This is a genomic window from Bacteroides sp. D55t1_190419_B8, from assembly GCF_015558905.1.
GTDB classification, from domain to species: domain Bacteria; phylum Bacteroidota; class Bacteroidia; order Bacteroidales; family Bacteroidaceae; genus Bacteroides; species Bacteroides vicugnae.
Genome location: NZ_JADMOU010000001.1, coordinates 545450 through 559709, shown reverse-complemented (window position 1 = coordinate 559709; position 14260 = coordinate 545450). Strand labels below are relative to the sequence as shown.

Genomic DNA, 14260 nt, shown 5'->3' with positions numbered 1-14260 from the left:
ATTGTGAGAACAACGAAATACATACTTTGTCTTATTGTTTTTACCGCCCTCTGCGGGAATGGTGTAGGAATGGCAGCCGATAAACATTTGTCTCGCTATGTCAATCCGTTCATCGGAGCAAGTACCAGTATGGAATTGGCCGGAAGTTATCATGGATTGGGAAAGACTTTTCCGGGAGCAACCACCCCTTTTGGGGTGGTTCAGGTAAGTCCACAGACGATAACTGGAGGCGACCACGCACCGGGTTATAGCGACGAACATCGAACGATAGAGGGGTTTGCCTTTACGCAAATGAGCGGAGTGGGTTGGTATGGTGACTTGGGCAATTTGCTGACCATGCCTACTACTGGTAGGTTCCAGGTCATTGCCGGTCGCGAAGACGGCTCCATACAGGGGTATCGCTCTGCTTACGATAAAGCGACGGAAAAGGCTTCGGCTGGATACTACAGCGTGGCTTTGACCGACTATAATATTAAAGTGGAAACTACAGCCGCTCCGCATTGCGGTATGCTTCGGTTCACTTATCCTGAACATAATCAGTCGCGCATACAGATAGATTTGGCGCGGCGTGTGGGTGGTACTTCTGTGGCTCAATATGTACTGGTAAAAGATGAACACACCATCTGCGGATGGATGAAGTGTACACCCGAAGGAGGTGGTTGGGGTAATGGCTGGGGACAAGCTAACTACACCGTTTACTTTTATGTCGTGTTCAGCAAACCGCTGCGGGACTACGGTTTTTGGAGTGCTGACATCCCCGATGGATGGAGCCGCAGAAACGGCGATGTGGTGAGCGTGCCTTATCTGACACAAGTGTCGAAAGCTGTCGTTACCAAAGGCGGGCGTGAGATGGAAGGCAAGCACATCGGCTTCTTTACGGAGTTTATTACACAGGCAGGCGAGGAAGTGACGATGAAGGTAGGTATTTCGTTTGTTGATATGGACGGTGCGGAACGCAATTACCGCAGTGAAATAGCCCAAAAGGACTTTAATCAAGTGCGCAAAGAAGCTGTGGCAAGTTGGGACCGTCAGCTTTCGCGAATGGAAGTGAAAGGGGGAAGTGAAGATGAAAAGACAATATTCTATACGTCCCTCTATCATACCATGATTGATCCTCGTATTATAGCTGATGTAGATGGACGTTATACGGGAGGAGATGGAAAGATACATCGCAGTAAAAGCTTTGCCAAACGTACAATATTCAGCGGTTGGGATGTATTCCGTAGCCAATTCCCTCTTCAGACTATTATCAACCCGCGCATGGTGAACGATGAAATCAACTCGTTGGTGTCATTGGCCGAAGAGAGTGGACATGAATATTACGACCGTTGGGAGTTTCTGAATGCTTATAGCGGTTGTATGATTGGCAATCCGGCGATATCTGTATTGACGGATGCCTATCTGAAAGGTATCTGTCAATACGATGTGGAAAAGGCCTACCGTTATGCCTGCAACACCGCCGAACGTTTCGGCAATGGTGAGCGAGGATACTCGGTGATGAGCGTGTCGAAAACGCTGGAGTATGCTTACTTTGACTGGTGTCTTTCGCAGTTGGCAAAGGCTTTGGGATATGAGGCAGATGCGGCATTTTACGAAAAACGGGGGCAGAATTATCGCAATACGTTCAATCCGGAAGTGGGATGGTTTTACCCGCGTCAGGAAGACGGTGCATACGCCCCTTGGCGTGACGATGCGCGCACAGCCTACAGTTTCGGCTGCGAAGAGTCTAACTTGTATCAGCAGGGCTGGTTTGTTCCGCATGACGTTGATGGCATGGTGCAGCTCATGGGCGGCAAGGAGAAGGCATTGGCAGAGCTGACTGCGTTTTTCGACAAGACTCCCGAGAGTATTCGCTGGAATGATTACTATAATCATGCCAACGAACCGGTGCATCTCGTACCTTTCCTGTTCAACCGCTTAAATGTTCCTTGGTTGACGCAGAAATGGACACGTCACATCTGTGAGAATGCCTACCGCAACTCGGTAGAAGGAATGGTGGGCAATGAGGATGTGGGACAGATGTCGGCGTGGTATGTATTGGCAGCAACAGGCATACATCCCTCTTGTCCGGCGACAACGCGCTACGAAATCACTAGTCCCGTGTTCGACGAAGTGCGTATCCGGCTCGATAGTACTTACTTCAAAGGAAAAGAGTTTGTTGTCCGGACCCGCAACAATTCGAAGACGAACTGCTACATACAGCGTGCCCGTTTGAACGGTAAGGAGTATAATAAATGTTACATTGATTTTAAAGATATTGTAGCGGGCGGAACGCTCGAACTGATAATGGGAGATACGCTCGGATTTTTTTTAAATAGCTAAATAACCGATAACAAATTATTAATGTATAACTACAAAAAACAATGAGAGTCATGAAAAAACTTTTCGTACTTATCTATTTGTGTATGGTTGCAGCACTGCATACCAATGCTCAAACCAAATCACTACACCAATTACAACAGGAGTTTGTAGATCTTCGTTGTGGTATGTTCATTCACTTTAACATGCCTACTTTCTTCAATGAAGATTGGCCGGATCCGGATGCTTCTCCTGAGCTTTTCAACCCTAAAAAAATGGATTGCAAACAATGGGCAAAAGCTGCAAAATCAGCTAATATGACTTATGGCTGTTTGACCACTAAGCACCATAGTGGTTTCTGTATCTGGGATACAAAAACTACTGATTACAGTGTAATGAGCAGTCCTTTCAAACGCGATGTAGTGAAAGAATATGCAGATGCGTTCCGTGCCGAAGGGCTTGGAGTGATGCTTTACTATTCTATTCTTGACACGCATGCTCGTTTGCGTCCAAAATGTATCACGCCGAAGCATATTGAGATGATTAAAGAGCAGCTTCGCGAGCTTTTGACAAACTACGGTGAAATCAAAGCAGTGATTATTGATGGTTGGGATGCTCCTTGGTCACGCATCTCTTACGATGATGTTCCTTTTGAAGATATTTATCGTTTGATTAAGTCTATTCAGCCTAATTGTTTGGTGATGGACTTGAATGCTGCAAAATATCCTACTGAAGCTCTGTTCTATACTGATATCAAGTCATATGAACAAGGAGCCGGACAGCATATCTCAAAAGATACAAACCGCTTGCCTGCATTGTCTTGTTTGCCGTTGCAACAGAATTGGTTCTGGAAAGAAAGCTTCCCGACAACTCCGGTGAAATCTCCTGCACAAATGGTAAATGATAATATTATTCCGATGGGAAAAGCTTATTGTAACTTTATCCTGAACGTGGCTCCCAACAGAGATGGGTTAATAGATGCTAATGCTCTGAAAGCATTGAAGGAGATTGGAAAACTCTGGAAGAATGATGGACATATTGCCGATGTTCCTCAAGCGGATAGTCCCATTATTTCTTCCAATATAGCTAAATATCAACCGGCAGAAGGTACATGGAGTAATGATTATGCTATCATGGATTTTGCTAATGATGATGATTTTGGTTCTTGCTGGAATTGTAATCAAGCTGTAGATGCTCCTTGGTATTCGGTTACGTTTGAGCGTGAGAAGCCTTTCAATATGATTGTTATTACTGATCGTAATAATGACCGTTTGCAGGAATATAGTCTTGAATATCGTACGGGTAATACTTGGAAAACACTGTTTGAAGGTAAGGCTCCTACTTCTCAACGTGTGAAAATTCACCGTTTTGACACTGTATGGGGAGATGCGGTCCGTATGAAAGTGCAGAAATCGAATGGGACTACTTCAATTGCCGAATTTGGTGTATATTGCGAACGAAAGTAATTTCGTTACATCAGATATTGTTTGAAGTTTAAATTGAATAGAGGGTTTCTTCTGTCTCTGATGCATGATTGTTGCGGCCTGACAGCTCCGGGAATCATGTATCAGACAGGGGAAATAATAGTGAAAGATTTATTAATGTATAATCAGTAAGCATATTTATTTATGGCTATATTACGATTACCATCTCTTCTTATTGCATTATTCTCTGTTTGTGCGATGTATGCTTCTCCATATAATATAGCACCGCAAAGCCGGGTAAGTGCATCTTCTGTACTTGATGAATTTCACAAAGCGGAAAATGTGACCGATCAACTGATTCGTATCGCAGGAAAGGGGGAATGGGCTTCTAAAAGTACAGAAACTTTCTGGGGGGCAATAGACTATCCTTGGATTCAATTGGATTGGGAACAAGAGGTATGTATTGATAAGGTGGTATTGTATGATCGAGCGGATGAGAAAACACATACAGCAAGCGGCATTCTTCACTTCAGTGATGGTAGTCGTATTAATGTTTGGGAAATCGCTAATGACGGCAGGCCTAAAGTTGTAACATTTCCGGCACGGAAAACTCGTTGGCTTCGTTTTGAAGTGACCGATGGAGACGGAGAACATCTTGGTTTGTCTGAAATAGAAGTTTATCCGGCTCCTGAAGATTATAAGGACTATGTTTCTTGGGTGGATCCTTACATTGAATCGGCTCGCGGACGGTATTTTTTCTTTATCACAGGTAACCAACCCTTTGGCATGATCGGGGCTGCACCTTTAACACGTAATAAAAATCAATATGGTGGGGGATATAATTATAATTCCACAGAAGTATTGGGATTTCCGCAAGTGCATTGTTGGATGTTGTCGGGACTTACTCTCATGCCAACAACCGGACAGGTTGACCCGACATTGGGAGAGCAGCATTGGAAATCGCCGTTTAGCCATGAAGGGGAGATCGTTCAGCCGGGATATCATCGTCTTTATCTGGAAAAATATGATACATGGGTAGAACAAACAGCAACAGATTATGCTAGCTTTTACAGGCTGACATATACTAAGGATTGTGAAGCGGAAATCTTACTTAATTTAGGTGGATATGTAGGGACATCTACTATGGTCAATGCACAGGTAAAACGTAGCGGCCCAAATGAAATCAGCGGTTCTTTTGATACGATGGGGCGGTTATGGGGAGGTCCTGATGTGGTCAGGATATTTTTTGTTGCTGAATTTGACCGACCATTTAATGTGTTGGACGGATGGGCCGGAGCTGATTATAAGCATGATGTGTATGAAATACAAGGTACTACCGACAGCAAACCGCAAGCTGCAGGGTGGTCTTATTATGATGCGTCTACATCAGGTGTTTCTGCCAAATATAAAATGGAGGCAGGAGATAGGTTGCAGATTAAAATGGCTATTTCTTATGTCAGTGTAAATAATGCGAAAGAGAATCTGAAGCAAAGCTGTAATCATTGGAATTTCGATCGTATATGTCGGGAATCACAGACGGAATGGAATGAATGGTTAGGTAGGATAGATGTAAAAGGAGGAACTGATGTACAGAAAAGGAAGTTTTATACAGATTTGTGGCATACGCTTTTAGGGCGTCACAAAATAGATGACTTTAACGGCGAATATCCGGATTATACACAAGGTGTGCGTCAGGGAGCACATACTTTACAGGCACGAATGATTGTGAAGCAGCTCCGGAAAGATAAGAACGGACAATCGGTACATCATATGTATAATTCTGACGCTTTTTGGTTGACTCAATGGAATCTGAATACACTTTGGGGGATCGCTTATCCATCTGTATTGGATGATTTTGCAGCTTCCCTGATCGAATATGATTTGAATGGCGATTTGTTGCCTCGCGGTCCTTGTGCCGGCGGATATTCTTACATCATGAGCGGATGTCCTGCCACATCGCTTATCACAAGTGCATATCAGAGGAATATTATTCATAAATGGTCGCCTAAAGCCGGTTATAAAGCGATGAAAAAGAATCATGCTAAAGGTGGTATGTTAGCGTTGGACATGAATAAAGAATTGGACTTTTATGTTCAATATGGTTATTGTCCGGACAATGCGGGGCTGACTATACAATGGGCATTCGAAGATTGGGCTTTGAGCGAAATGGCTGCTCGTATGGGAATGAAGAAAGATTATACTTATTATCGTAAACGTTCATCAGGATGGCCGGCTTCTTTTAACAATGAAAAAAAATTAATCTTGCCGCGGCGCAAAGACGGCAGTTGGTTACATACTGACTTGACGAGCGGTGTCGGATATATAGAAGCTAATGCATGGCAGGCCACTTTCGGCCTTTCGCATGACATTCCTCGACTGGCAGAGTTGATGGGAGGGAATGACAGCTTATGTTCTTTACTGAATGATGCTTTTGAGCAATCGGCCCCTATGGATTTTGTATATGGCTATGGAAGTGGAACCGTCAGTTATGCCAACCAGCCGGGATGTTCTAATGCCCATGTCTTTTCCCATGCCGGAAAGCCGTGGATGACGCAATATTGGGTGCGTAGGGTGAAGGAACAAGCTTACGGAGCTGTTACTCCGGATAAGGGTTATGGTGGTCACGATGAAGATCAGGGACAGATGGGAGGCATAGGAGTATTGATGGCAGTGGGATTATTCGGTCTTGACGGAGGTTCCCGGCAAAATCCGATGTATGATATTACTAGTCCTGTTTTTGACGAAGTGACTATACAACTGGATACTGCATATTACAAGGGGAGAACTTTCAAAATCAAGACATACAATAATTCTTCAAAGAATTGTTATATACAGCGTGCTCGGTTGAATGGTAAAGAATATAATTCTTATCAACTTCCTCATATGGTGTTGGAACAAGGTGGTGTACTTGAATTGTGGTTGGGGGATACACCCAATATGCAATGGGGGATATTGTAGTGAAATATTGATGGAATTTGTTTAATTGGGTGTATTAGTTTGTATGGAAATGCGTCTATTTGATAAAATAGATTGCATTTTCCGTATAAAAACGTATCTTTGTGTGAAGTGAATTAAAGACATCGATTATTAGTGGCAATTTTTTTTCGCGCAGCGAAACAAAACATATAAGCGATTGCCTAATATTTAATAGATGATATTAATGATTAACACAATGAAAATACGCTTGATTTTGTCTTTTGTTCTATTGATTTATTCATTGGTCTGTCAAGCAGATGGCGGTAAAGATACCTATATCTTCCGGAAAGTAGATTATCAGCAAGGGTTATCTAATAGTGCTGTACTTTGTCTTTTTCAAGACAATAGAGGGTTAATGTGGTTTGGCACATATGATGGTGTGAATTGCTATGACGGCAGAAATATGGAAGTTTTTCGTTCTGATTTTTCAGCCCAAAAATCTTTGAGTAACAATGTGATTCATTCTATTCAACAGGCGGATAATAATTGTTTGTGGATTTCTACCCATTTGGGAATAAATCGTCTTTCACTGGATTCGCGGCAAGTGGTCGGCTATTATGACTTTACAGATGATTATTATCTACATTCCAATTCTAAAGGAAACACATGGGTGGTGAGTCGTGATGGAATTTTCTACTATAATACATCTTATAAACGATTTGTAAATATTAATAATCTGAAAGTCTCTGTTGAAGATATGGATAAACGGGCATTCGTAACGGATGATGGTGTCTTGTGGATTTTTATCCAGCATACAGGGGAATTGTTACAGGTTTCGCAGGATGCTTTTGATTGTGATACATTATCAATTTATTCAACTGTTTCATCTACCGATTTTCATGCGAACCCCATTATGGATGTCTTTTATCAGAATGGTGTTCTTTGTTTTATCGATAGTGAACATGATCTCTATGTTTATGATATTTCCCGACAATCTAAAATTTATATTCGTAACCTTTCTTCATTAGTGCAAAAGTATGGTACAATTGCAGGAATAGCTCTTTTCTATGAAGATATTATCATTGGTTTTAGGACGAATGGATTAGTCCGTCTTCGTACATCTCAGAAATATAAAGAAGAAGTGGTCGACCGGAATGTACGTATATACAGTATTTATCGAGATCCTCATCAGAATGTTCTATGGGTTGCTTCGGACGGGCAGGGAACGATTATGTATGCTAAGAAATACTCCATTGCCACCAATTTGATGCTTAATCAACTTTCGTCTAACTTGAGCAGGCAGGTACGTTCTGTTATGACAGACAATCGTGGCGGGCTATGGTTCGGGACGAAAGGCGACGGACTATTGCATATACCGGACTATCGTGAGAGTGAAGAGGCTTCCGCCGTTACAGTCTATTCTCCTGAAGGCAAGCAAAATGTGATGTCTTATATGCGGTGGAATAAAGAATTTCCCGTTTATAAATTGGTCCAAAGCCGTTATATGGATGGCTTTTGGATAGGCTCTGGTGATCCGGGACTTTTCTACTATTCTTTTGCTGATCAAGCTTTGCATTGTGTGGAAAACTTGCCGGCACAACCTACCGAAATTCATGGTATTGATGAGGAAAATGATAGTGTACTTTATGTGGTGACAGCCGGTTCCGGTTTTCATAAATTAATACTTGAGAAGCAGGCAGGTACCATTCGTTTCAAATCCCAGAAAAGCTATCATTTCTTTCATGGTCAGCGAGAAATTACAATGTTCTATCCAATGCTGGCCGAGGGAGATTCTATTTTGTGGCTTGGTAGCCGGGAGAAAGGACTTATACGGTTTGATAAGCGGACTGAAGAATATAAGGTGATTTCTTTGAAAGAAATGCTTCATAAGTCGGTAGACGATGTGCTTAGCTTGTATCGGACCAAAGAAGGGGTGTTGTATGTGGGGACAACATCGGGATTGGTATGTCTGAATTCTAATAGGGGCCAGATGAAAGCTACCTATATCGGGCGGGAACAAGGATTGCTCAATGATATGATTCATGGTGTACTCGAAGATGAAAACGGACTCTTGTGGCTTGGTACGAACAGGGGATTGATTAAATATAATCCGATAAACGGCTCATCACATGCCTACTTCTACAGTGCAGGTGTCCAGATCGGCGAGTTCAGTGATGACGCTTATTATATGTGTCCTTATACACGGGAACTTTTCTTCGGTGGGATTGACGGGTTGCTTTATCTGGATAAGGAGATGCAGGCTGCTCCGGAATTCTACCCGGATATTTTATTGCGTAAGTTGACGATTGGACATACGCAGGTGGTTCAGGAAAATTATTATACGGATGATGGTAAGGCGTTGCAGTTTAAAGGAGCGGAGGTTTCGTTTACGCTTTCTTTTATTGTGCCGGATTTTTTATCAGGAGAAGATATAGAATATTCTTACCAGTTGGAAGGATACGACAAAGACTGGACATCTTTCAGTAGTATTAATGAAGCCTCATATACGGGAGTGCCGGCAGGCGATTATCTCTTTAAGGTGCGTTATAAGAGAGATGTGTTTGATACAGAGTATCGTCATTTTTCTATTCCGGTGCATATTCTCTCTCCTTGGTATCGTTCAGCGCCGGCTTATTTTATTTATTTTATCATTTTCCTGTTATTGTTAGGGTACGTGATATATTTGCTTCGTAAAAACTACCTTCAGGAACGGATGATGAAAACACTGATGGGGACAGAACGTTGTCGGAAATCCGAAACTGCCTATACCGATCGTAGGGTACTTGAAGATTTTACCCTTATTTATAATTATTGCGACCAGTTGCGTGCAGAGAATCTTTCTTATGAGCAATCTCTTGAAAAGGTGTCATTGATACGTGAAACGGTGATGACCGCACTTCTTAATCCTGACACTCTGCATTTGGAAGAACTTAAACAATTCTTTCCGGATCGGTTTATTGTTTCTGCACGTATGAGTATACAAGGAGTTTCCCAAGAAGTATTGCGTACGTTGGAAGAACAAGGGATTGATCATTCTTCTATCACATCAGCGATCCCGGAACATATAACGTTTCCGGTTTACAAGAACGCATTGTATAGTATTCTTTATTGCTGCTACCTTCGTATTGCCGAAATGAAAGGTACATATGGGGTAATAGTAGACATGTCAGAACAAGATGGTAAGATGCAGTTGCATTTTTCTTCTAAAGACGTTACAGTGAAAGCGTTGTATGAATATCTTTCTGATAAAGCCTCTTCTGTAGCGGAGAAAGATGCCGATTATGTGTTTGGCGTACATTTACTATTAGGTTTTGTACGGTCAGCCTTGGAACGGATTCATGCCGTTCTTCGTTATGATCATGATGAGAGTGGCAGTAGGTTGACGATTGTTTTTGAACCGGCGCTCTTACCAGTGACTGGTGAACAAGGGAAGAAAACAGTGCTTTTGCTGGAAGACAGGGACGAAATGACTTGGTTAATCAGTAATTTTCTGGCTGATGAATATGTGGTTCATCAGGTGAAGAGTGTGCAGCTTGCTTTTGAGGAAATTCGTCGGTCGGCTCCGGCTCTATTACTGGTGGATATGACAATGTATGCAAATGCTGAAAGTACTTTTATGGAGTATGTTAGTCGGAATCGTACCTTGCTTTCAAGGACAGCTTTTATTCCGTTATTAACCTGGAAAGTCAGTTCAGCCATTCAGCGGGAGCTGATCTTGTGGTCTGATTCTTATGTTGTACTTCCTTATGATATATTATTCTTGCGGGAAGTTGTTCATAATGCTATTTATGGTAAACGGGAAGCGAAACAGATATATATGGAGGAACTGGGGGATTTGGCAGGCCAGATTGTCTGTACAACTACCGAACAGGCTGATTTTATTCGCAAGTTGTTAAAGGTGATTGAAGAAAACCTGGACAAGGAAGAATTAGGATCAACGTTGATAGCTGATCGTATGGCGATGAGTTCACGTCAGTTCTATCGTAAATTCAAGGAAATTTCCAATACAGCTCCCGGTGATTTAATAAAAAGTTACCGTATGGAAAAGGCAGCCCGTCTGTTACTTGATGAAGAACTTTCCATTCAAGATGTTATTATGGAAGTTGGTATTTCCAGTCGTTCTTATTTTTATAAAGAATTTACCCGTCGGTTCGGGATGACACCGAAAGATTATCGGGAACAGCGAAATGTACGCTGATTGTGCAGGCTAAATTCTTTTGTATAGGTGACTGATTGGGAAACACTGTCGTTTATTTGTTTGTCACTACCTTGTACTCTAAATCCTTTTTGTGGATTATATCTGATTGATTATCAGTGTATTGGTTTGTGCTCAAATCTGCCATTCTGTGCTTTAGGTATGTCTCTCTATTTTGCCGTTTTTTTGGCAAGGTAGAGCATTTGACTTTTATTTAAATAACCTTTATTTGCAGTGATCTTTTTAAAAGGAATTAACCTTATTACTAATCAAATTTAAGGAATTATGAATGGAAAACTAAAGTATCTTACCTTATTTGTAATGGGTATGATGTTGAGTTTGGGCATTAATGCTCAATCTGTAAAATCAATTTCCGGTACGGTAACCGATGATCAGGGAGAGGCGGTTATCAGTGGTACTGTAAAAGTTAAAAACGGTAGTACTGGAACAATCACTGACGTTAACGGTAAATACACCCTCTCTGTTCCTTCCAATGCTACCTTGGTATTTTCGTACATTGGTTATATTACACAAGAATTTAAAGTCTCGGAACTAAAGAGCAATGTTTTGAACGTAGTTCTGCAGTCGGATACGAAAGCGTTGGACGAAGTGGTCGTTGTTGGTTATGGTACGATGCGCAAATCCGACTTGACAGGTTCCATTTCCACAGCTAAAGGTAAAGACATGCTGAAAGCACAGTCTTTCAATGCGCTTGACGGATTGAAAGGTAAAGTGGCCGGTGTGAATATCTTCTCTAATACCGGTCAGCCGGGTGGAGAGTCACGTGTCATTATTCGTGGTATTTCTACCATTAACGCATCAGCATCACCGCTGTATGTAGTCGATGGAGTGGTAATGTCAAACTTCGAGTTACTTAATCCGAATGATATCGAATCTATCGAAGTGTTGAAAGATGCTTCCTCTGCCGCTATCTACGGTGCCCGTGGTGCTAATGGTGTTATCATGGTGACCACCAAGCGCGGTAGTGCGGGAAAAGGAGTCCATGTTTCCTATGATGGTTCATTGTCTATCGGTAAGATGGCCAAAAAAATAGATGTAATGGATGCTAACGAATGGATGTCTGCCTTTAAGCAGGGATTGGAAAATGCCAATGATTTCCAAGGTAAGAACTTCACAACCGATCTGTCTCAGATATTCACTGACGAACGTTTGTTCAATGCCGACGGTTCTCCGAAATATAATACCGACTGGCAGGATGAAGCATCCCGTACGGCAATTTCTCACAACCACCAGATCAGTATCCAACGTACGGGAGAAGGATCTTCTATCGGAGCATTTATCAATTATACCGATCAACAGGGTATTTTGCTGAACTCTTACTTCAAACGTATCAACGCAAAACTGGCATATGATGACAAACCGACAGATTGGTTGTCTACTTCCGTTAATTTGCTGGTGAACCATACTTGGGGTAACAGAACTTCTGATAACCCCTACGGACAAGGTGCATTGCGTACAATGATCGAACAGTTACCTTTCTTGCCAGTTAAGCTGGATGGCGAATATACGCAGACAAATATAATTAATACAAGTTCTATTCTCAACAATCAGACTGATCCTAATAGTGGAAAACAAGGTTTCAGCCCGGAAGGTGTAGGTAATCCTGTTGAGTTGCTCGAACGAATGCAGGCTATGCAATATCGTACGCAGATCTTTGGTAATGCGGCTTTGACTTTCCATCTCATGAAAGGATTAGATCTGAAAACCCAGTTCGGTATCGATTACCACAATAATCGCGACGCTAACTATACGCCGTTCACTCCGCGTCCGATGATTAATCAGAGTACTGAAGGATCAGCTTCTGCAAGTAATTCCAATTCACTGTATTGGCAGGAAGAAACTTACCTGACTTATGTGAAAGATTTTAATAAACATCATCTTAATGCAATGGCAGGTATGTCTTGGCAGGAATATCGCTATACCTCTTTCAATGCTTCCGACAGTAAGTATATCGATGACTTCTACGGATATTATAATTTAGGTTCCGGTACGAACCGTCCTTCTGTTGGCAGTGATTACGACAAGTGGGCGATGAACTCTTATTTCTTGCGTCTGGCATATTCTTATGACAACAAGTATATGGCTACCGTAACCGGTCGTTATGACGGTTCTTCCAAATTCGGACAGAACAATAAATATGCATTTTTCCCATCAGTCGGTTTGGGATGGATGATTTCTAATGAAGACTTCTTGAAAGATAACTCATTGATCAGCAAACTGAAGTTGCATACTTCTTACGGTCTGACAGGTAATTCGGAAATCGGTACTTATAAATCATTGGCTACAGTGAGCCAGTCGAATACAATCATTGGTGATGCTCTGCACGTTGTGTCTTACTTGGACAATATGCCTAATCCGGACTTGAAATGGGAAAAGACCGGACAGTGGGACTTAGGATTTGAACTGGGGTTATTCAATAACAGACTGAATTTCGATATTTCCTATTATTATAAGTATACATCAGATTTGTTACTCGACCGTCCGGTTCCCGAATCAACAGGTTACTCTTCTATCATGGATAATATTGGAGCCGTTTCCAACCGCGGTGTGGATATTCTCGTTACAGCATATCCTATCCAAACACATGATTTTCAATGGACTTCCACTCTTAATCTGGGCTTCAACAAGAACCGTGTAGAGAAGTTGGATGAAAGTGCTTCTGTTGATCCTGTCACCGGTAAGCGTCAGATTACAACCGATGGTTTTGTTGGTTACGATATGTTGATTCGTGAAGGTGAAGAGCTTTCTTCTTTCTATGGTTATAAGCGTGCTGGTATCTATGATGGAATCCCGTCTAACTGGGACCCGGAGACAATGAACATACCTTCCACTATCGGTGAAAAGGTGACTTATAAGAAACGTGAAATTATCGGTAACGGTTTACCTGACTGGATGGGCTCATTTATCAATACCTTCAATTATAAAGGATTCGATTTGACGTTAGATTTCCAGTTTACATGGGGAGTAGATGTGATGCAAGAATATTATCACTCTACTGTAGCCCGTTTCCTTACCAATGGTATAGACCGTCTTTATAAAGAAGCATGGCATCCTACTCTCAATCCGTCGGGTAAAGAACAGGCAATCCGCCTGAACAACTTTGGTCAGGGAGCTAATAACCAAGCAGATGATGATTGGGTTTGCAACGGTTCTTATTTGCGTTGTAACATGATTCAGCTCGGATACACTTTCAATCCGACACTGGTTAAGAAGATCGGTCTTTCTTCGTTGCGCTTGTATGCGAATGTGAATAACGCATTCCTGATTACTTCTAAAGACTATAACGGATATGATCCGGATAACTCATCTCGTTTAGGTGACAACAAATGGGGTGCTAACCGCCAGTTCTTTACCTATCCGCGTCCGAGAACATTTACGTTCGGTCTTAATGTAGCATTTTAATTCA

The 14260-nt window shown here is 42.0% G+C and carries 5 protein-coding genes; all 5 read left to right on the top strand.

Annotation, left to right across the window (positions count from 1 at the left end; translation table 11 throughout):
• The first annotated feature begins 3 nt into the window (after positions 1–3).
• Positions 4–2322: a GH92 family glycosyl hydrolase gene (locus I2I13_RS01850; RefSeq protein ID WP_272224952.1), complete on the top strand. Its 2319-nt coding sequence runs from the start codon at positions 4–6 to the stop codon at positions 2320–2322.
• Between the two features lie 50 nt (positions 2323–2372).
• The gene (locus I2I13_RS01845) at positions 2373–3764 is read left to right on the top strand and encodes an alpha-L-fucosidase (RefSeq protein ID WP_195648595.1); all 1392 of its coding nucleotides are present in this window, start codon (positions 2373–2375) and stop codon (positions 3762–3764) included.
• Between the two features lie 162 nt (positions 3765–3926).
• The gene (locus I2I13_RS01840; RefSeq protein ID WP_195648594.1) at positions 3927–6680 is read left to right on the top strand and encodes a GH92 family glycosyl hydrolase; all 2754 of its coding nucleotides are present in this window, start codon (positions 3927–3929) and stop codon (positions 6678–6680) included.
• A gap of 202 nt (positions 6681–6882) precedes the next feature.
• Complete coding sequence (locus I2I13_RS01835; protein WP_195648593.1) at positions 6883–10836, top strand: helix-turn-helix domain-containing protein; 3954 nt, start codon at positions 6883–6885, stop codon at positions 10834–10836.
• A gap of 282 nt (positions 10837–11118) precedes the next feature.
• Positions 11119–14256, top strand: coding sequence for a TonB-dependent receptor (locus I2I13_RS01830; RefSeq protein WP_148366489.1), 3138 nt, complete (start codon positions 11119–11121; stop codon positions 14254–14256).
• Positions 14257–14260: the final 4 nt, after the last annotated feature.